This window comes from Streptomyces sp. NPDC053665 (assembly GCF_055585285.1).
Map to the genome: position 1 here is coordinate 61,130 of NZ_JBVJKK010000010.1, position 18,611 is coordinate 79,740.

The 18,611-nt window shown below is 71.9% G+C and carries 21 protein-coding genes and 1 pseudogene; 20 read left to right on the forward strand and 2 right to left on the reverse strand.

Annotated elements, in window-relative coordinates:
• Positions 1-25: 25 nt before the first annotated feature.
• Positions 26-1,582, forward strand: coding sequence for a signal recognition particle protein (gene ffh, locus ACZ6ZN_RS31130; RefSeq protein WP_451877090.1), 1,557 nt, complete (start codon positions 26-28; stop codon positions 1,580-1,582).
• Between the two features lie 81 nt (positions 1,583-1,663).
• Here ffh and ACZ6ZN_RS31135 read toward each other — a convergent pair whose 3' ends face one another.
• Positions 1,664-2,518, reverse strand: a complete 855-nt coding sequence (locus ACZ6ZN_RS31135; RefSeq protein ID WP_469651439.1) for a methyltransferase domain-containing protein — start codon at positions 2,516-2,518, stop codon at positions 1,664-1,666.
• A 358-nt stretch (positions 2,519-2,876) separates the two neighbouring features.
• Between ACZ6ZN_RS31135 and ACZ6ZN_RS31140 the strand changes: the two are divergent.
• The 18 genes and pseudogenes from ACZ6ZN_RS31140 to ACZ6ZN_RS31225 all read left to right on the forward strand — a co-directional run.
• Positions 2,877-3,176, forward strand: a pseudogene (locus ACZ6ZN_RS31140) (proline--tRNA ligase); the annotation flags it as partial.
• A gap of 269 nt (positions 3,177-3,445) precedes the next feature.
• Positions 3,446-4,048, forward strand: a complete 603-nt coding sequence (locus ACZ6ZN_RS31145; RefSeq protein WP_333937174.1) for a hypothetical protein — start codon at positions 3,446-3,448, stop codon at positions 4,046-4,048.
• Between the two features lie 290 nt (positions 4,049-4,338).
• Positions 4,339-4,758 carry a 30S ribosomal protein S16 gene (gene rpsP / locus ACZ6ZN_RS31150; RefSeq protein ID WP_333937175.1) on the forward strand — a complete coding sequence of 140 codons (420 nt, stop codon included), beginning with the start codon at positions 4,339-4,341 and terminating at the stop codon, positions 4,756-4,758.
• Between the two features lie 2 nt (positions 4,759-4,760).
• On the forward strand, positions 4,761-5,000 hold the full coding sequence (locus tag ACZ6ZN_RS31155; RefSeq protein ID WP_115744409.1) for an RNA-binding protein: 240 nt from the start codon (positions 4,761-4,763) through the stop codon (positions 4,998-5,000).
• A gap of 80 nt (positions 5,001-5,080) precedes the next feature.
• The gene (gene rimM, locus ACZ6ZN_RS31160; protein ID WP_398106344.1) at positions 5,081-5,623 is read left to right on the forward strand and encodes a ribosome maturation factor RimM; all 543 of its coding nucleotides are present in this window, start codon (positions 5,081-5,083) and stop codon (positions 5,621-5,623) included.
• Positions 5,623-6,456 (forward strand): tRNA (guanosine(37)-N1)-methyltransferase TrmD, encoded by an 834-nt coding sequence (gene trmD / locus ACZ6ZN_RS31165; RefSeq protein WP_398106343.1) that lies wholly within the window; start codon positions 5,623-5,625, stop codon positions 6,454-6,456. The genes rimM and trmD overlap by 1 nt, the downstream gene beginning before the upstream one ends.
• Positions 6,457-6,591: 135 nt before the next feature.
• Complete coding sequence (gene rplS / locus ACZ6ZN_RS31170) at positions 6,592-6,942, forward strand: 50S ribosomal protein L19 (protein WP_030852073.1); 351 nt, start codon at positions 6,592-6,594, stop codon at positions 6,940-6,942.
• A gap of 45 nt (positions 6,943-6,987) precedes the next feature.
• Positions 6,988-7,710 (forward strand): signal peptidase I, encoded by a 723-nt coding sequence (lepB, locus tag ACZ6ZN_RS31175; RefSeq protein WP_451877086.1) that lies wholly within the window; start codon positions 6,988-6,990, stop codon positions 7,708-7,710.
• Complete coding sequence (lepB, locus tag ACZ6ZN_RS31180) at positions 7,703-8,794, forward strand: signal peptidase I (protein WP_469651445.1); 1,092 nt, start codon at positions 7,703-7,705, stop codon at positions 8,792-8,794. The genes lepB (ACZ6ZN_RS31175) and lepB (ACZ6ZN_RS31180) overlap by 8 nt, the downstream gene beginning before the upstream one ends.
• Positions 8,682-9,647, forward strand: coding sequence for a signal peptidase I (gene lepB / locus ACZ6ZN_RS31185; protein ID WP_398106340.1), 966 nt, complete (start codon positions 8,682-8,684; stop codon positions 9,645-9,647). Before lepB (ACZ6ZN_RS31180) ends, lepB (ACZ6ZN_RS31185) begins: the two co-directional genes overlap by 113 nt.
• A 114-nt stretch (positions 9,648-9,761) precedes the next feature.
• Positions 9,762-10,535: a signal peptidase I gene (lepB, locus tag ACZ6ZN_RS31190; RefSeq protein WP_398106339.1), complete on the forward strand. Its 774-nt coding sequence runs from the start codon at positions 9,762-9,764 to the stop codon at positions 10,533-10,535.
• Positions 10,525-11,049: an NUDIX hydrolase gene (locus ACZ6ZN_RS31195; protein WP_398106338.1), complete on the forward strand. Its 525-nt coding sequence runs from the start codon at positions 10,525-10,527 to the stop codon at positions 11,047-11,049. Before lepB (ACZ6ZN_RS31190) ends, ACZ6ZN_RS31195 begins: the two co-directional genes overlap by 11 nt.
• A gap of 56 nt (positions 11,050-11,105) precedes the next feature.
• The gene (locus ACZ6ZN_RS31200; RefSeq protein ID WP_055510545.1) at positions 11,106-11,414 is read left to right on the forward strand and encodes a DUF2469 domain-containing protein; all 309 of its coding nucleotides are present in this window, start codon (positions 11,106-11,108) and stop codon (positions 11,412-11,414) included.
• A gap of 127 nt (positions 11,415-11,541) precedes the next feature.
• Positions 11,542-11,934, forward strand: a complete 393-nt coding sequence (locus tag ACZ6ZN_RS31205; RefSeq protein ID WP_451877082.1) for a YraN family protein — start codon at positions 11,542-11,544, stop codon at positions 11,932-11,934.
• On the forward strand, positions 11,935-13,560 hold the full coding sequence (locus ACZ6ZN_RS31210; RefSeq protein ID WP_451877081.1) for a YifB family Mg chelatase-like AAA ATPase: 1,626 nt from the start codon (positions 11,935-11,937) through the stop codon (positions 13,558-13,560).
• Positions 13,557-14,717 (forward strand): DNA-processing protein DprA, encoded by a 1,161-nt coding sequence (dprA, locus tag ACZ6ZN_RS31215; RefSeq protein WP_469651450.1) that lies wholly within the window; start codon positions 13,557-13,559, stop codon positions 14,715-14,717. The genes ACZ6ZN_RS31210 and dprA overlap by 4 nt, the downstream gene beginning before the upstream one ends.
• A 272-nt stretch (positions 14,718-14,989) precedes the next feature.
• Positions 14,990-15,832 (forward strand): RNA polymerase sigma factor WhiG, encoded by an 843-nt coding sequence (gene whiG / locus ACZ6ZN_RS31220; RefSeq protein ID WP_451877080.1) that lies wholly within the window; start codon positions 14,990-14,992, stop codon positions 15,830-15,832.
• A gap of 94 nt (positions 15,833-15,926) precedes the next feature.
• On the forward strand, positions 15,927-16,484 hold the full coding sequence (locus ACZ6ZN_RS31225; protein ID WP_398107095.1) for a TetR/AcrR family transcriptional regulator: 558 nt from the start codon (positions 15,927-15,929) through the stop codon (positions 16,482-16,484).
• Positions 16,485-16,706: 222 nt separating this feature from the next.
• On the opposite strand, the gene ACZ6ZN_RS31230 is transcribed toward ACZ6ZN_RS31225, so the two are convergent.
• Positions 16,707-17,306, reverse strand: coding sequence for a murein hydrolase activator EnvC family protein (locus tag ACZ6ZN_RS31230; RefSeq protein WP_469651452.1), 600 nt, complete (start codon positions 17,304-17,306; stop codon positions 16,707-16,709).
• 273 nt (positions 17,307-17,579) lie between these two features.
• On the opposite strand from ACZ6ZN_RS31230, the gene rpsB reads away from it, so the two are divergent.
• Positions 17,580-18,470, forward strand: a complete 891-nt coding sequence (gene rpsB / locus ACZ6ZN_RS31235) for a 30S ribosomal protein S2 (RefSeq protein WP_398106332.1) — start codon at positions 17,580-17,582, stop codon at positions 18,468-18,470.
• Positions 18,471-18,611 lie beyond the last annotated feature (141 nt).

An 18,611-nucleotide genomic window follows, 5' to 3' on the forward strand; every position in this document is an offset into this window, starting at 1 on the left:
TCCGACCCCGAGGACCGCGAGCGCCGTGTTCGATACTCTTTCCGATCGCCTCTCAGCGACCTTCAAGAACCTGCGCGGCAAGGGACGGCTCTCCGAGGCGGACATCGACGCCACGGCGCGCGAGATCCGCATCGCGCTGCTCGAGGCGGACGTGGCGCTTCCGGTCGTCCGGACGTTCATCAAGAACGTCAAGGAGCGCGCCCTGGGCGCCGAGGTCTCCCGGGCGCTGAACCCGGCCCAGCAGGTCCTCAAGATCGTCAACGAGGAACTGGTCACCATCCTCGGCGGCGAGACCCGGCGCCTGCGCTTCGCCAAGCAGCCGCCCACCGTGATCATGCTGGCGGGTCTGCAGGGTGCCGGTAAGACCACCCTCGCGGGCAAGCTCGGCCGCTGGCTGAAGGAGCAGGGCCACTCGCCGCTGCTCGTCGCCTGCGACCTCCAGCGCCCCAACGCCGTGAACCAGCTCAGTGTCGTCGCCGAGCGCGCCGGTGTCGCGGTCTACGCCCCGGAGCCGGGCAACGGCGTCGGTGACCCGGTCAAGGTCGCCAAGGACTCCATCGACTTCGCCAAGGCCAAGGTCCACGACCTCGTGATCGTGGACACCGCCGGCCGTCTCGGCATTGACCAGGAGATGATGCAGCAGGCCGCGGACATCCGCGACGCCGTCTCCCCGGACGAGATCCTCTTCGTCGTCGACGCGATGATCGGCCAGGACGCGGTCAACACCGCCGAGGCCTTCCGCGACGGCGTCGGCTTCGACGGCGTGGTGCTCTCCAAGCTCGACGGCGACGCCCGCGGTGGTGCCGCCCTGTCGATCCGGCAGATCACCGGCAAGCCGATCATGTTCGCCTCCAACGGCGAGAAGCTCGACGACTTCGACGCCTTCCACCCGGACCGGATGGCCTCCCGCATCCTCGACATGGGTGACCTGCTCACCCTGATCGAGCAGGCGGAGAAGACGTTCAGCCAGGAAGAGGCCGAGAAGATGGCCTCCAAGCTGGCGTCCAAGAAGGGCCAGGACTTCACCCTGGACGACTTCCTGGCCCAGATGGAGCAGGTCCGCAAGATGGGCTCCATCTCCAAGCTGCTCGGCATGCTGCCCGGCATGGGCCAGATGAAGGAGCAGATCCAGAACCTCGACGAGCGGGACGTCGACCGCACCGCGGCCATCATCAAGTCGATGACCCCGGGCGAGCGCCAGGACCCGACGATCATCAACGGCTCGCGCCGCGCCCGTATCGCCCGGGGTTCCGGTGTCGAGGTCAGCGCGGTGAAGAACCTGGTCGAGCGGTTCTTCGAGGCCCGCAAGATGATGTCCCGCATGGCGCAGGGCGGCATGCCGGGCATGCCCGGCATGCCCGGCATGCCCGGCATGGGCGGCGGCCCCGGCCGGGCGAAGAAGAAGCAGAAGCAGGCCAAGGGCAAGCAGCGCTCCGGCAACCCGATGAAGCGCAAGCAGCAGGAGCAGGAGGCCGCCGCCCGCCGCGCGGCCGCGGCCGAGAGCGGCGGCGCGCTCGGCCTGCCGCAGCAGGGCGGCAAGGACTTCGAACTGCCCGACGAGTTCAAGAAGTTCATGGGCTGACGGCCCGTTCCCGTCACGACGCCGAGGACGCCCCTTCCTCCGAAGGGGCGCCCTCTCGGCCTTCCGGTGGGGCGCCGTGCGTCAGGGCGTCCGGGCGATCAGGTAGCGGAACACGTTCGGCATCCACACCGTGCCGTCCTGCCGCTGGTGCGGATGCAGCGCCTCGGTCAGCTCCTTGTCCACCTGCACCTGGTCCGTCGCCGCCGTCGCCGCGTCGAACAGGCCCGTCGACCTCAGCCCGCGCACCGCGCTGTCCATGTCGGCGTAGCCGAAGGGGCAGGCCACCCGGCCCGAGCCGTCCGGCCGCAGCCCGGCCCGCCGGGCGACGTCCTCCAGGTCGTCGCGCAGGGCCGGACGCCAGCCTCCCCGGGCGCGCTCCGGCTCCGCCGGCTTCGCGGCCACCCGCACCACCGACGCCGTGGCGCAGCGCTCCGGCGGGCCCCAGCCGGCCAGCACCACGGCCGCGCCCCGCTCGGCGAGCGGCCTCGCCTCCGCGAGTTGTCCGCTCAGCCCCTCCGAGTCGCCCGCCAGGCACCCGATCGGCTCGAACGCCGTCACCAGGGTGTAGCCCGCGGTGGCGGGCCCGCCGGCGTCCCGGGCCGATCCGTCGACCAGCCGCGGGCCCGTACGCCCCCGCGTGCCCGGCGCCTCGGGGAGCAGCCGCTCCCGGGCCAGGGCCATTCTTTCGGGGGATGCGTCGACACCGGTGACCGCCGCTCCCCGGGCGGCGGCCATCAGCAGGGCGAGTCCGGAACCGCAGCCGAGGCCGAGCAGCCGCGTGGCGGGACCCACGTCCAGTCGCTCGTAGACGGCCTCGTAGAGCGGCACCAGCATCCGCTCCTGGATCTCGGACCAGTCACGCGCGCGTGCACTCCGGTCCACGCGGGGTGCGGCCCCCGCGTGAGGCAGGTGCTGCCGCACGAGCGTAGGTGTCATAAGTAAGCGCCCCAATCCGCAGCGAGTTTCCTCTTGCCCGATTCCTTGGCCCCCGTGACAGTGCGCTCGCACTCCCCCCGTATGCCAGGAAACTCCCCCCTCGACCCGTCGTCCAGTGGGATGCGGCAGGGGGTGCGAGATGTCATGTGCCGGTGGCGAGATTTCACATTCCGGCAACCCGGGCCCGTACGATCGCGCCATGGCCAAGGCACCCGCTCTCACGCCCCGGGCGGTCGACTTCCCGCGCTGGTACCAGGACTTGATCACCAAGGCGGAGCTCGCCGACAACGGTCCGGTGCGCGGCACCATGGTCATCCGGCCGTACGGCTACGGGCTGTGGGAGCGGATGCAGGCGGAGATGGACGCCCTGCCCGAGCTGCTCCCGAAGGTCCTGGAGGAGGACCAGGCGCTGCTGCTCGGGCAGTCCCGGGATCGCCGGGAGTCGCGCACCGCCGAGGTCTCCACGATCGAGGAGGCCGTCGAGGCGGCCACGGCCGGCGGCTGGGCCCGCATCCCGTGGTCGATGCTCGGCGAGGAGGGCGAGGCCGAGCTGGCCGATCACGCGGTGACCGTACGGTGCCTGGTCGCCGAGGACGGGTCGGTGCCGGACGACGGGGACGCGCCCGGTAACGTCGCGGTCGTCGCACGCGCTTGCTGAAGCACGCACACGCCGTCCGGGCGGGCGCAAGGCGGCCGGAACGCCCCTTGCGCCCCGGCGGACTCCCGCAATACCGGCGTGCGCAGGTGCCCTACGCGCCGGGGCGTAGCGAGAAGTACGCACCAGCTTGTGGTGAGCTGCGAGGCTTCTCCGCAGATCAGCGCACCCGCCCTCGTCGGGACGCATCAGAGGCAACTGACGGGTACGTGCAAAATATTTGGGATGCCCCGGAATCGGAACACTGGGGCACCCCGGCTCGTTGTCATTACGTGAGCACGACACAGACACCACCTGTTCTCGCCGCAGAGCTGGCACAGGCGTGGGCCGACATTCAGCGGTACCACCCCGAGCTGCCCGACCTTGCCGCGCCAGAGTCCCTGATCGGGGAGTCGTCGTCCGCGTGCGGTCACGAGCTCTCCTTCGAGCGACTGCTCCATGAGGCAGTCCATGGCATCGCCGCAGCCCGCGGCGTACGCGACACCTCCCGTGCGGGCCGCTACCACAACCGCAGATTCCTCGCGATCGCCGAGGAGATGGGCCTGGACCACCCCGAGGAACCGCATCCCAGCAGCGGCTTCTCGCTGGTCACGCTCACCCCCGAGGCCAAGCGGCGCTACCGCCCGACCATGGAGCGCCTCCAGCGCGCCCTGAAGGCGCACACGGCGGCCACCTCCTCCGACACCTCCCGCACCTTCCGGGGTCCGGCCGCCCGGCACGGCTCCTCCGGCGGCGGCGTCCGCGTCAAGGCGGTCTGCGACTGCGGCCGCAACGTCCGGGTCGTCCCCTCGGTCCTCGCCCAGGCCCCCATCGTCTGCGGCGGCTGCGGCAAGCCGTTCCGCATCCCGGACGTCGTGGGAGCGGTGGCCGGCTGACGTCTCCCACCGGCAACTCGTGGCTGCCGGTCGGACCGACGCCGGACCGTGGCCGGCACCCGACGTGTCCCACCTCCACGCCGGGTGCCGCTCAGGCGTGCCCGCAGGCGGCGGCCTCTGCCCCCGGCCGGAGCGGCCCGCCGGGTGTGGCACAATGGCTAGCTGTACTCGACAGCCGCACAGGACCCCTCTCTCCTCCGGCTGACGCGTCCATCGGGCACTCGGGTACCGCAACCCCACGCGGCGTCTCGCCGTGCCCAACCACGTCAAATCCAGGAGATTCCACTCCCGTGGCAGTCAAGATCAAGCTGAAGCGTCTGGGCAAGATCCGTTCGCCTCACTACCGCATCGTCGTCGCCGACTCCCGTACCCGTCGTGACGGCCGTGCGATCGAGGAGATCGGCAAGTACCACCCGACGTACAACCCGTCGGTCATCGAGGTCGACGCGGACCGTGTCGCGTACTGGCTGGGTGTCGGCGCGCAGCCGACCGAGCCCGTGCTCGCCATCCTGAAGAAGACCGGCGACTGGCAGAAGTTCAAGGGCGAGCCGGCCCCGGCGCCGCTCCTGACGCAGCCCGAGAAGGCCGCGCGCCCGTCGTTCGAGGCTCTCGGTGGTGACGACGAGGGCAAGGGTGAGGCGATCACCCAGAAGAAGAAGGCTGAGAAGAAGGACGAGGCCGCCGCCGACTCCGCTTCGACCGAGGCCTGATCATGCTCGAGGAGGCTCTCGAGCACCTCGTGAAGGGCATCGTCGACAATCCCGACGATGTGCAGGTCGCCTCGCGCAACCTGCGCCGCGGGCAAGTGCTCGAGGTCCGGGTCCACCCGGACGACCTCGGCAAGGTGATCGGCCGCAACGGCCGCACCGCTCGCGCCCTGCGCACCGTAGTGGGCGCCATCGGCGGTCGCGGTGTCCGCGTCGACCTCGTCGACGTGGACCACGTCCGCTGACGCTGAACGCAACCGGCTCGGGCCGGGGAAGGCCTGAGGGCCGTCCCCGGCCCGTAGTCGTACGACAGGAGATCGCACACGTGCAGTTGGTAGTCGCACGGATCGGCCGTGCCCATGGGATCAAGGGCGAGGTCACCGTCGAGGTACGGACCGACGAGCCCGAGCTGAGGCTCGCCCCCGGCGCCGTGCTCGCCACCGACCCCGCCTCCGCGGGACCCCTCACCATCGAGACGGGCCGCGTCCACAGCGGCCGCCTCCTGCTGCGCTTCGAGGGCGTCGGCGACCGCACCGGCGCCGAGGCCCTGCGCAACACCCTCCTCATCGCGGAGATCGACCCGGAGGAACTGCCCGAGGGGGAGGACGAGTACTACGACCACCAGCTCATGGACCTGGACGTGGTCACCGCCGACGGCACCGAGGTCGGCCGCATCACGGAGATCTCCCACCTGCCCACCCAGGACCTGTTCATCGTGGAGCGCCCCGACGGCAGCGAGGTGATGATCCCCTTCGTCGAGGAGATCGTCGCCGAGATCGACCTGGAGGAGCAGCGGGCCGTCATCACCCCGCCCCCGGGCCTGATCGACGACCGCGCGGAGATCGCCTCCAGCCGGGACGAGTCCTGATGCGCCTCGACGTCGTCACGATCTTCCCCGAGTACCTCGAACCGCTGAACGTCTCCCTCGTCGGCAAGGCACGCGCGCGGGGACAGCTCGACGTCCACGTGCACGACCTGCGCGCGTGGACCTACGACCGGCACAACACCGTCGACGACACCCCCTACGGCGGCGGCCCCGGCATGGTCATGAAGACCGGGCCCTGGGGGGACGCACTGGACTCCGTCCTCGCCGACGGCTACGAGGCCGGCTCCCGCGAGCCCGCCCTCGTCGTGCCCACCCCCAGCGGCCGCCCCTTCACCCAGGAACTCGCCGTCCGCCTCTCCGAGCGCCCCTGGCTGATCTTCACCCCGGCCCGCTACGAGGGCATCGACCGCCGCGTCGTCGACGAGTACGCGACCCGCATGCCGGTGTACGAGGTGTCCATCGGCGACTACGTCCTGGCCGGGGGAGAGGCGGCCGTCCTGGTCGTCACCGAGGCTGTGGCGCGCCTGCTGCCGGGCGTCCTCGGCAACGCGGAGTCCCACCGCGACGACTCCTTCGCGCCCGGTGCGATGGCCAACCTGCTGGAAGGCCCCGTCTACACCAAGCCGCCCGAGTGGCGCGGCCGGGACATCCCCGAGGTGCTCCTGAGCGGCCACCACGGGAAGATCGCCCGCTGGCGGCGTGACGAGGCCCTCAAGCGCACCACCGCGCACCGGCCCGACCTCATCGAGCGCTGCGACCCCGGGGCCTTCGACAAGAAGGACCGCGAGATGCTCTCCATCCTCGGCTGGGCACCGGACCCGGCGGGCAGGCCGTACGGCCGATTTTGGCGCAGGACCGACGGCGTGGAAGAATAGCCAGCTGTTGTGCCCAGGTCCGGCGCGCGCCCCTGCCACAGGGGGAGACGACGCCCGTCCGACCGGCACGGCCCCGATCCCGAAACACCTAGTTTCCGTTGATGACCTGTGGCATCAGCGAGGAAAGCAGACGAAATGTCTCACCTGCTCGACACCGTCGACTCCGCGTCGCTGCGCAGCGACGTCCCCGCCTTCCGCCCGGGCGACACGGTCAACGTGCACGTCCGCGTCATCGAGGGCAACCGCTCCCGTGTGCAGCAGTTCAAGGGCGTCGTGATCCGCCGCCAGGGCTCCGGCGTCCGCGAGACCTTCACGGTCCGCAAGGTCTCCTTCTCCGTCGGCGTCGAGCGCACGTTCCCGGTGCACACCCCGATCGTGGAGAAGATCGAGCTCGTCACCAAGGGTGACGTCCGCCGCGCCAAGCTGTACTACCTGCGCGAGCTGCGCGGCAAGGCCGCCAAGATCAAGGAGAAGCGCGAGAACTGAGCGCTCTCCGGGGTCCGCGCCGGAGCCGGATAGCATCTGGCTCCGATGGACACCGAAGCACAGCATCCGGAGCGCGACCGCTCCTCCCGCCCTTCCGACGCCGGTCAGCCGGCCTCGGACTCCGCAGGGCCGGAGGGACGGTCGCGTTTCGCGTTGCTGTCGAGGCCCGGCTCCTGGTTCCCCGGCGGCCGGACCACCCTCACCCTGCTGCTCTGCCTGCTGTTCCTGCTGCTGGTCAGCACCTTCGTGCTGCGCCCCTTCCAGATTCCCAGCGGTTCCATGGAGCGGGGATTGAGGATCGGCGACCGCGTTCTCGTAAACAAGTTGGCGTACCGTTTCGGTGCCGCGCCGCAACGGGGAGACATCGTCGTGTTCGACGGCACCGGGTACTTCGGGCACGCCGACTACGTGAAGCGCGTTGTCGGTGTGGGCGGGGACCATGTGGTCTGCTGCGACGAGGAGGGGAGGATCCAGGTGAACGGCCGGCCGGTCGACGAGTCGGGCTTCCTGTACCCCGGCGACAGCCCCTCCGCGGTGCCCTTCGACGTCGTCGTGCCCCGGGGCAGGCTGTTCCTCCTCGGCGACCACCGCAGCCGCTCCAGCGACTCGCGCGACCACCTCGGCTCGCCCGGCGGCGGCATGATCCCGGTCGGCGACGTCATCGGGCGCGCCGACTGGATCGTCTGGCCCTTCGGCCACGCCACCGGGCTCGACCGCCCCGGCGCCTACGCGCGCGTGCCCGCCGCCAGGGCGGACGCCCATGGGTAACCGCGGCAAACCGCGTGGCGTCCCCGCCGGCCCCGCGGAGAACCTCCTGCCCACCGGCGCCCGGCGCGCCTCCGCGCCCTCCAGCGGCCGAAGCCGCGCCGAGCGGCGCCGGCTCCAGCGCAAGGTCAAGCGGCGCCGCAGGCGCAGTGCCGTCAAGGAGATACCTCTCCTCGTCGGCGTCGCCGTGCTGATCGCCCTGGTGCTGAAGACGTTCCTCGTCCAGGCCTTCGTCATCCCGTCGGGCTCCATGGAGCAGACGATCCAGATCGGCGACCGCGTCCTGGTCGACAAGCTCACCCCGTGGTTCGGCTCCAGGCCCGAGCGCGGGGACGTCGTGGTGTTCAAGGACCCCGGCGGCTGGCTCCGCGACGAGCAGACGGGCCCCAAGAAGGAGGACCCCGTCGTCGTCAAGCAGGTCAAGGAGGGGCTCACCTTCATCGGCCTGCTGCCGTCGGAGAACGAGAAGGACCTCATCAAGAGGGTCGTCGGCGTCGGCGGCGACCGCGTCAAGTGCTGTGACGCACAGGGGAGGGTGACCGTCAACGGCGTCCCCCTGATCGAGGACTACCTGTACCCGGGGGCCGCGCCGTCCGACACCCCGTTCGACGTCACCGTGCCCCAAGGGCGGCTGTGGGTGATGGGCGACCACCGCAACGACTCCGCGGACTCCCGCGTCCACCAGAACACCGACTACGGCGGCACGGTCTCCGAGGACGAGGTCGTCGGCCGGGCCATGGTGATCGCCTGGCCCTTCGGGCACTGGACCACCCTGGACGAACCGAACACCTATGCCTCCGTGTCCGACTCGGCCACCGGGTCGACCGCCGGTCCCGAACTGTCGCATAGGGTTGCCCCCTACGATGCGAACGGATCGATCCAGCTCCCGACTCCTGCGGAACTCCCGCTCGTTATGGGAGTGGTGGGCCTGCGCCGAATCTGGCGCGGGCGGCGGCACAGAGTGAGGAGTTGGCGTGGGGGATGTGGCGGTCGGCGCACGGTCCGGACACGACGGCGAGGAACACCGCGGGCGCCCCGCGCAATCCGCCGCCCCGGCAGCGGACAGCGCCGTGACCTCCGGGAATGACGCCGGGGCAACAGCCGAGGACGACAGGGTGACGGGCGAGCACACGACAGCCGATGACCAGGGGCCGGGCGGTACGCCGCGGGCGCCGAAGAAGCAGCGCTCCTTCTGGAAGGAGCTTCCGATCCTGATCGGCATCGCGCTCGTCCTGGCGCTGCTGATCAAGACCTTCCTGGTGCAGGCGTTCTCCATCCCCTCCGACTCGATGCAGAACACCCTCCAGCAGGGCGACCGCGTCCTGGTCGACAAGCTCACCCCGTGGTTCGGCTCCGAGCCCGAGCGCGGCGAGGTCGTCGTCTTCCACGACCCGGACAACTGGCTGGCGGGCGAGCCCACCACCGACCCGAACGCGCTGCAGACGTTCCTCAGCTGGATCGGCCTCATGCCGTCCTCGGAGGAGAAGGACCTCATCAAGCGCGTCATCGGCGTCGGCGGCGACACGGTCGAGTGCAACGGCACCGGCCCGCTGAAGGTCAACGGCAAGGCGCTGGACGAGGTGCCCTACGTCTACGCCGGCAACACCCCGTGCAGCCAGGACGACCAGGGCGGCCAGTTCAAGGTGAAGGTCCCCGAGGGCTTCATCTGGGTCATGGGCGACCACCGGCAGAACTCCCGGGACTCCCGCTACAACCAGGCCGACAAGCACGACGGCATGGTCCCCGTGAAGGACGTCGTGGGCCGCGCCGTCGTCATCGCCTGGCCGGTGAACCGCTGGGACACCCTGCCGGTGCCGGACACCTTCGACCAGAGCGGTCTGAACGCCCAGCCGGCCGCCGCGGGCTGGACGGTCGCCCCGCAGGGCCTGGCACTGGCCGGCGTGCTGCCCGTGGTGTGGTGGCGCCGCCGCAAGCAGTGAGGCCGGGGCGCGGGGACGCGCCCGAGGGGAGCCGGGCCGGCCGGGAGCGGCCGGTGAAGGTGACGCCGGTCATGGGCTGACCGCGGACCGTACCCCCGGGTAGGGTGCGGACCCATGGGTGGCGAGAGCATGACGCACACGGCCGCGCGCAGCGGCGGCTCAGGTACGGGCCCGGTGGGCAGCCGGACCGGACAGCGGTTGTCCGGGCTGGCCGTCGCGCTGGGCCTGGTGCTTTTCCTCGGCGGTTTCGCCTGGGGAGCGGTGGTCTACCTGCCGTACACCGTGCCCACGAGCTCCATGACCCCGACGATCGACGCGGGTGACCGCATCATGGCGCAGCGTGTCGACGGCGACGACGTGCGCCGCGGGGACGTCGTGGTCTTCAAGGACACGAACTGGGGCAACGCCCCCATGGTCAAGCGCGTGGTCGCCGTCGGCGGCGACACGGTTTCCTGCTGCCAGGACGGCAAGCTCAAGGTCAACGGCAAGGAGATCGACGAACCGTATCTGCCGGACGGCGCACCCGCGGAGGTCACCAATTTCCCGACGGTGACCGTCCCGGAAGGACGCCTCTTCCTGCTCGGCGACGAGCGCGGCAGTTCCCTGGACTCCACCGCCCACCTGACCGACGCCGCCAGCGGCACGGTGGCCCGCTCCAGCGTGGACGCCCGGGTGGACGCCGTCGTCTGGCCCATGAAGGGCATGCTGGAGCGCCCCACCGGCTTCGAGCAGCTCGGCTCCCTCTCCTCGCCCGGGCCGCTGCGCACGATGGTGCTGCTTGTGATCGTCGGCGCCGTGCTCGTGCTGGGCGGCGGCGCGTACGGGCCGATCGCCAAGCGCACGGGCGCGGCCCGGCGCGCTGACGCGGAGCCCGCGCGTGCCCGCTGAGACCGCGGGCGCGGGCCAGGACACCTATGAGGGTGGGCTGCGCAAGGTGGCCCGGGTCGTGCTGCTCGACCCGCGGGACCGCATCCTGCTGCTGCACGGGCACGAGCCGGACGACCCGGCCGACGACTGGTGGTTCACCCCCGGCGGCGGTGTGGAGGGTGACGAGACCCGTGAGGAGGCCGCCCTGCGGGAACTCGCCGAGGAGACCGGCATCACCGACGTCGACCTCGGACCGGTGCTGTGGCAGCGGCGCTGCTCCTTCCCGTTCGCGGGGCGCCGCTGGGACCAGGACGAGTGGTACTTCCTGGCCCGCACGGACCGTACGGCGGTCGCCGCCGCCGGACTGACCGAGCTGGAACGGCGCAGCGTCGCCGGAGCGCGCTGGTGGACGTGTCCGGAACTGAGCCGGGCACATGAGACGGTGTATCCGACCAGACTCGCCGGGCTGCTGCGCACGCTGCTCGACGAGGGTCCCCCGGCCAGGCCTGTGATCCTCGACCCGGAAATCGTCTAGGGGCGCACGGGACTGGCGCACAATGGGGGGATCGCACGGCTGAAGGGGAACATGCCATGAGCGCCGAGGACCTCGAGAAGTACGAGACCGAGATGGAGCTGAAGCTCTACCGGGAGTACCGCGATGTCGTCGGTCTGTTCAAATACGTGATCGAGACCGAACGGCGCTTCTACCTCACGAACGACTACGAGATGCAGGTGCACTCGGTCCAGGGCGAGGTGTTCTTCGAGGTGTCCATGGCGGACGCCTGGGTGTGGGACATGTACCGGCCGGCGCGCTTCGTGAAGCAGGTCCGGGTGCTTACGTTCAAGGACGTGAACATCGAGGAGCTCAACAAGAGCGACCTGGAGCTGCCCAGCAGCTGAGCGGCCCGCTCGCCGGTGGCTGCCGGGGACGTCGGGCTGCCGGGGACGTCGGCTCACTCGTGTGAGTGACGCGGTTGTCCACATCCGCTGATCCGTCCACCAAGATCCACTCCGGCGGCCCGGCCGCGTGATCGTTGGCGCCGGAGGTGGTGCCGACATGAACGCACGCGGTGCGATGGGCAGGTACGGAGAGACGCTGGCGGCCCGGCGGCTGGCGGAGACGGGCCTGACGGTCCTGGCGCGCAACTGGCGCGCGGGCCGCAGCGGAGAGATCGACATCGTGGCCCGGGACGGGGACGTCCTGGTCGTCTGCGAGGTGAAGACCCGCAGGGAGGGCCCCTTCGAGCACCCGATGGCGGCCGTGACGCGGCAGAAGGCGGAGCGGCTGCGGGATCTCGCCGAACGCTGGATCCAGGCCCACGGGGGAGCCCCGCCCGGCGGCGTCCGCATCGACCTGGTCGGAGTGCTCCTGCCGGCGCGCGGCGCCGCCGTGGTCGAACACGTGCGGGGGGTGGCCTGAATGGCGTTCGCCCGTACGTGTTCGGTGGCGCTCGTGGGCGTCGAGGGCGTGGTCGTCGAAGTCCAGGCCGACCTGGAGCCGGGAGTCGCCGCCTTCACCCTCGTCGGGCTGCCGGACAAGAGCCTCACGGAGAGCCGGGACCGGGTCCGCGCGGCGGTGGTCAACAGCGGAGCGGCCTGGCCGCAGAAGAAGCTCACGGTGGGGCTCAGCCCCGCCTCCGTGCCCAAGTCCGGCAGCGGTTTCGACCTGGCCGTCGCGGCGGCGGTCCTCGGCGCTGCGGAGCGCATCGACCCCCGGGTCCTCGCCGACATCGTCATGATCGGGGAACTGGGGCTGGACGGACGGGTCCGGCCGGTCCGCGGAGTCCTGCCGGCCGTCCTGGCGGCGGCGGACGCGGGCTACGAGCAGGTGGTGGTCCCGGAGTGCGCGGCAGCGGAGGCGTCGCTGGTGCCGGGGGTGTCGGTGCTGGGGGTGCGCAGCCTGCGGCAGCTGATCGCGGTGCTGGCCGACGAGCCCGTGCCCGACGAGGAGCAGGACGAGCCGGGCCGCCCGGACCCGCTCCTGGCCGGTTTGCGCGTACCGGGCACGGGCGCGGCCACCGGCATGCACAGCGTGGGAGCCGCCCACCACGATCACGGCCACGACCTGGCGGACGTCGTCGGTCAGACCTCGGCGCGCACGGCCGTGGAGGTGGCCGCGGCAGGAGGGCACCACCTGTTCCTCGAGGGGCCTCCCGGCGCCGGCAAGACAATGCTCGCCGAGCGCCTGCCGGCCATCCTGCCCAGGCTCGGCCGGCAGGAGTCCCTGGAGGTCACGGCGGTGCACTCGGTCGCGGGACTGCTGCCCCCCGGCAAGCCGCTGATCGACGTCGCCCCCTACTGCGCCCCGCACCACTCGGCCACCATGCAGGCCCTCGTCGGCGGTGGTGCGGGGATCGCACGCCCCGGGGCGGTGTCGCTGTCCCACCGCGGGGTGCTGTTCCTGGACGAGACGCCGGAGTTCCGCAGCCAGGCCCTCGACGCGCTGCGGCAGCCCTTGGAGGCCGGGCACGTCGTGATCGCCCGGAGCGCGGGCGTGGTGCGCTTCCCGGCCAAGTTCCTGATGGTGCTCGCGGCCAATCCGTGCCCGTGCGGCCGCTTCTCGCTGCGGGACGACCTGTGCGAGTGCCCGCCCTCGGCGATCCGCCGCTACCAGGCCAGGCTCTCCGGCCCGCTGCTCGACCGCGTCGACCTCCGGGTGGAGGTCGATCGCGTCACCCGGACCGAGCTGACCGCCCGCGGCGCCCGCGGGGAGTCCACCGCGACGGTCGCCGACCGGGTGCGCGAGGCACGTGACCGGGCGGCGGAGCGCCTCGCGGGCACCCCCTGGCGCACCAACAGCGAGATGCCCGGCCGTGAGCTGCGCAGCCGCTGGTACGCGGCGCCGGGGGCGATGGACGAGGCCGAGCGCAACCTGGAGCGGGGCGTCCTGACCGCCCGTGGCCTGGACCGGGTGCTCAGAGTCGCCTGGACGGTCGCCGATCTCGTCGGTCACGACCGCCCCGACGCGACGGACGTCGCCCTGGCCCTCCAGCTGCGCACGGGCGTCCCGCGCGGCGTGCCCATGGCCATCGGGGCGCTGACATGAGGGACACCGCAGAACGAGACGACGACCTGATCCACCGCGTGCTCCTCACCCGCGTCGTCGAACCGGGTGACGAGGCCGCCGGCCGGTGGGTGCGGGAGTACGGGGCCGGGGAGGTGGCGCGGCGGCTGACGGAGGGCGGGCCGGTCCTGCCCGGGGTGAGCGGGAAGCGCTGGGCCGGGATGGCCGCCCGGGCCGCCCTGGCCCGGCCGGGACGGGACCTGGCCGTCGCCCGGGAGGCCGGCGTGCGGTTCGTGTGCCCCGGGGACGCGGAGTGGCCGGGGCAGCTCGACGACCTCGGCGACGCCCGGCCCCTCGGACTGTGGGTCCGCGGCCCGGCCGGCCTGCGCCTGTGGGCACTCAGGTCGGTGGCCGTCGTCGGCGCCCGCGCCTGCACGGAGTACGGCGCCCACATGGCCGCCACCCTCGCCGCCGGCCTCGCGGAGCAGGGCTGGGTCGTGGTGTCCGGCGGCGCCTACGGCATCGACGGCGCCGCCCACCGCGGCGCGCTCGGGGCCGGGGGCGCCACCGTCGCCGTCCTGGCCTGCGGCGTCGACCGGCCCTACCCCCGCGGGCACACCCAGCTCATCGGCAGGATCGCCGAGCAGGGCCTGGTCGTCGGCGAGCTGCCGCCCGGCGACCACCCGACGCCCACCCGGTTCGTCCTGCGCAACCGGGTGATCGCGGCGCTCACCCGCGGCACCGTGGTCGTCGAGGCCGCCCACCGCAGCGGTTCGCTCGTCACCGCGCGGGCCGCGCAGCGCCTCGGGCGGCTCACGATGGGCGTGCCGGGCCCCGCCACCAGCGCGCTGTCCGCCGGCGTCCACGAACTGCTGCGCGGCGAGGCCGTCCTGGTCACCGACGCCGCCGACGTCCTCGAACTGGTCGGCGACATGGGGCAGCTGGCACCCGAACGCCGGGGGCCCGTGCTGCCCCGGGACCTACTGGAACCAGCCACCCGGCAGGTCCTCGCCGCACTCCCGGCCCGGGGGACCGCCCGGCCGGACGAGATCGCACGCCGCGCCCTGACCGCACCGGACGACGCGATCGCGAGACTGTACGAACTCCGAGCACTCGGTTACGTCGAACGACACGGCGACGGCTGGAAGTTGACACGCCAGGCGGTGATGTCGGTCCGGGACGGGCGGGCGCCGGGCTGACGCGCGCGGTTCGGCCGTCCGGGGGAACCCCCAGAGCCCTTGCAAATGCGCCGAGTTGGGCTTCTCGGGTTGTCACACCGACCGGATCGGAGGGCGCTGCGGGGCGCCCCGAGGAACGTCTCTGCGCCTGCTCGCGCCCTCATCACTCGCGCACCGCGACTCCGCAGTCACGCTACGCTCACGAGGATCCCGACACGGACAGGCAACTCGACATCAGACAGACAGCCCACCTCAGCAGCACCCCTGCGCAGCAGAACGGCACAAGGCGACGAATGCCCCAGCACACCTCCGGGTCCGACCGGGCGGCGATCCCCCCAGCCGCCCGTGACGGTGGCAGCGTGCGGCCGCCCGCTCCCTCGACGCTCGACGAGCTGTGGCGGTCGTACAAGGCGACGGGGGACGAGCGGCTGCGGGAGCAGCTGATCCTGCACTACTCGCCGCTGGTGAAGTACGTCGCCGGACGGGTCAGCGTGGGTCTGCCGTCCAATGTGGAGCAGGCGGACTTCGTCTCGTCCGGGGTGTTCGGGCTGATCGACGCGATCGAGAAGTTCGACATCGACCGGGAGATCAAGTTCGAGACGTACGCGATCACCCGTATCCGCGGCGCCATGATCGACGAACTGCGCGCGCTGGACTGGATCCCCCGCTCGGTGCGGCAGAAGGCGCGCAACGTGGAGCGCGCGTACGCCACGCTCGAGGCGCGGCTGCGGCGGACGCCGACGGAGGGCGAGGTGGCCGGCGAGATGGGCATCGCCGTCGAGGACCTCCACGCGGTGTTCAGCCAGCTGTCCCTGGCCAACGTCGTGGCGCTGGACGAACTGCTGCACATCGGCGGCGAGGGCGGCGACGGACTGAGCGTGCTGGACACGCTGGAGGACACCACCGCCGACAACCCGGTGGAGGTCGCCGAGGACCGGGAGCTGCGCAGGTTCCTGGCCCGGGCGATCAACACGCTGCCCGACCGGGAGAAGACCGTGGTCACGCTGTACTACTACGAGGGCCTCACCCTCGCCGAGATCGGCAACGTGCTGGGCGTGACCGAGAGCCGGGTCAGTCAGATCCACACCAAGTCGGTGCTCCAGCTGCGAGCGAAACTGGCGAGCTTCGGCCGCTGACCCGGCCTGATGTCACCGGCTGGGCAGGAGGTACTCCCGTCGGGCGAGGCGCGTCCGTAGAGTGGTTGACGTGCCAAGGATTCGAGCGGCCTCCGTGGCCGAGCACCGGTCGATGCAGCGAGCCGCCCTGCTGGACGCGGCTCGTTCCTTGTTGTCGGAGGGCGGTACGGAGGCGTTGACCTTCCCCGCCCTCGCCGAGCGCACGGGACTCGCGCGGTCGAGCGTCTACGAGTACTTCCGGTCGCGGGCCGCCGTCGTCGAGGAGCTGTGCGAGGTCGACTTCCCGGTCTGGGCGGCCGAGGTGGCGGCGGCGATGGAGCAGGCCCCGACGCCCGGCGCCAAGGTCGAGGCGTACGTGCGCCGGCAGCTCCTGCTGGTCGGCGACCGGCGGCACCGCGCCGTGGTGGCGATCTCGGCCAGCGAGCTGGACGCCGGGGCCCGGGAAAAGATCCGCGCGGCGCACGGGGGCCTGGTCGCCATGATCGTCGAGGCGCTGGGGGAGCTCGGGCACGAGCAGCCGCGGCTCGCGGCGATGCTGGTCCAAGGCGTCGTGGACGCGGCGGTACGCCGGATCGAGCTGGGGGCGGCCGAGGAGCCCGAGGCGATCACGGACGCGGCGGTGTCGATGGCCCTGCGGGGTGTGGGGGGCTGAGCCCCGCGCGGACCGGTGCGACCCGGGCCGTCCAGCCGGTATCGGGGGCATCGGGGCAGCGGGGTAGGCGCGGCGTCACTCCGGTGGTCGGCCGCCGGCCGCTCTGACCGGCCGCCGGCGGTCAGCCGGGCGCCGCCGCCACCGGCCCGAGCGGCCAGCCGGGCACCGTCTGTACCGGCACCGAGCGGTCAGCCGGGCACCATCTGTACCGGCACCGAGTGGTCAGCCGGGCGCCGCCGGTACCGGCAGCAGCCGGGAGGGTCCTCTGTGCAGGAGCCACGGCGGGAGCAGGGACAGCGGGTCCAGGTACGTCTCGCCCCGGCGCAGGCCCCAGTGCACGCAGGTGGCCGTGCAGTGCGACCCCGTCCTCGCCACCGTGCCGATCACCTGGCCCGCCGCCACCTGCTCGCCCTTCTCCACCGCCGCCGTCACCGGTTCGTAGGTCGTGCGCAGCGGGGGGTCGCCCGTCCCGGTGAGCTCCACCGAGATCACGCCTCTGCCCGCCACCCCGCCCGCGAAGGACACCCGCCCGGCGGCCACCGCCCGTACCGGTGCCCCCGTCGGTGCCGTGAGGTCCACGCCCCGATGGCCCGCCGCGTACACCGTCGTCGGCGGTTCCCAGCCGCGCAGGACCGGCGGGCGGGAACCGACGGGCCACACGCGGCCGACGGCCGGCACGGCGGGCTCGGCGGGCTCGGCGGGGTCCGCGGCGGGGGTGGCCGCCGCGAACAGGGGCGGCGGAGGGGCCAGCAGGGCCGTCGCCGTCAGGACCACCAGCAGGACCAGCCGCGTGATCACGCGCACACATCGCTTCGCTCGCATGCGGAGAATCGTCGCGGAACACCCCCGTCGCCGCCCGGGCCTGTGGACCGCCGTCCGCTTGTGGACATCGGCGTCACCCGGGGCCTCCCGGGTCCCGTACACTTCTGGTGGCGATCCGGGTCACCGGGTCGACTTCGCACGCCCCGATACGACGGCCGGAGACGGTCCGTATCTGCGCCCCTCGGTCCCTCGTGGCACGGCGCGCAGCGGGCGTCAGGCGCGGGAGCCGTCCGGCACCCGCGGCACAACCGAGAAAATCAAGGAGATACGGCCATGGCCGTCGTCACGATGCGGGAGCTGCTGGAGAGCGGCGTCCACTTCGGTCACCAGACCCGTCGCTGGAACCCGAAGATGAAGCGCTTCATCTTCACCGAGCGCAACGGCATCTACATCATCGACCTGCTCCAGTCGCTGTCGTACATCGACCGCGCCTACGAGTTCGTCAAGGAGACCGTCGCCCACGGCGGCACGGTCATGTTCGTCGGCACGAAGAAGCAGGCGCAGGAGGCCATCGCCGAGCAGGCCACCCGCGTCGGTATGCCCTTCGTCAACCAGCGCTGGCTGGGCGGCATGCTCACCAACTTCTCGACCGTCTACAAGCGTCTGCAGCGCCTCAAGGAGCTCGAGCAGATCGACTTCGAGGACGTCGCCGCGTCGGGTCTGACCAAGAAGGAGCTTCTCGTGCTCTCGCGCGAGAAGGCCAAGCTGGAGAAGACCCTCGGTGGTATCCGCGAGATGCAGAAGGTGCCCAGCGCCGTCTGGATCGTGGACACCAAGAAGGAGCACATCGCCGTTGGTGAGGCCCGGAAGCTGAACATCCCGGTCGTCGCGATCCTCGACACCAACTGCGACCCCGACGAGGTCGACTACAAGATCCCGGGCAACGACGACGCGATCCGCTCCGTCACCCTGCTCACCCGCGTCATCGCCGACGCCGTCGCCGAGGGCCTCATCGCCCGCAGCGGTGTCGCCACCGAGGGCAAGGGCGAGAAGGCCGCGGGCGAGCCGCTGGCCGAGTGGGAGCGCGACCTGCTCGAGGGCGAGAAGAAGGCCGACGAGGCTGCTCCGGCCGCCGAGGCCGCCCCGGCCACCGAGGCTGCTCCGGCCGCCGAGGCCGAGAAGCCGGCCGAGGGCGAGAAGCCGGCCGAGGCCGAGCAGGCCTGACCCGTCAGTCCGAGGTGACGGCGGGAGCGGCACCGCACCCAGCGCCCACCGGCGCGGTGAAGTCCGCTCCCGCCGTTCACCCGTAGGTCAGCGGTAGGACAGCGCGCTCCTGCTCCATGGAGCGCATCCGCAGATCTTCGA

Bases quoted from the DNA above. Each gene is read 5' to 3' on its own strand.
- ACZ6ZN_RS31135 (WP_469651439.1), bottom strand. From the start codon at position 2,518: ATGACACCTACGCTCGTGCGGCAGCACCTGCCTCACGCGGGGGCCGCA.
- ACZ6ZN_RS31155 (WP_115744409.1), top strand. From the start codon at position 4,761: ATGCTCGAGGAGGCTCTCGAGCACCTCGTGAAGGGCATCGTCGACAAT.
- trmD (WP_398106343.1), top strand. From the start codon at position 5,623: ATGCGCCTCGACGTCGTCACGATCTTCCCCGAGTACCTCGAACCGCTG.
- rplS (WP_030852073.1), top strand. From the start codon at position 6,592: ATGTCTCACCTGCTCGACACCGTCGACTCCGCGTCGCTGCGCAGCGAC.
- lepB (WP_451877086.1), top strand. From the start codon at position 6,988: ATGGACACCGAAGCACAGCATCCGGAGCGCGACCGCTCCTCCCGCCCT.
- lepB (WP_469651445.1), top strand. From the start codon at position 7,703: ATGGGTAACCGCGGCAAACCGCGTGGCGTCCCCGCCGGCCCCGCGGAG.
- lepB (WP_398106339.1), top strand. From the start codon at position 9,762: ATGGGTGGCGAGAGCATGACGCACACGGCCGCGCGCAGCGGCGGCTCA.
- ACZ6ZN_RS31200 (WP_055510545.1), top strand. From the start codon at position 11,106: ATGAGCGCCGAGGACCTCGAGAAGTACGAGACCGAGATGGAGCTGAAG.
- ACZ6ZN_RS31210 (WP_451877081.1), top strand. From the start codon at position 11,935: ATGGCGTTCGCCCGTACGTGTTCGGTGGCGCTCGTGGGCGTCGAGGGC.
- dprA (WP_469651450.1), top strand. From the start codon at position 13,557: ATGAGGGACACCGCAGAACGAGACGACGACCTGATCCACCGCGTGCTC.
- whiG (WP_451877080.1), top strand. From the start codon at position 14,990: ATGCCCCAGCACACCTCCGGGTCCGACCGGGCGGCGATCCCCCCAGCC.
- ACZ6ZN_RS31230 (WP_469651452.1), bottom strand. From the start codon at position 17,306: ATGCGAGCGAAGCGATGTGTGCGCGTGATCACGCGGCTGGTCCTGCTG.
- rpsB (WP_398106332.1), top strand. From the start codon at position 17,580: ATGGCCGTCGTCACGATGCGGGAGCTGCTGGAGAGCGGCGTCCACTTC.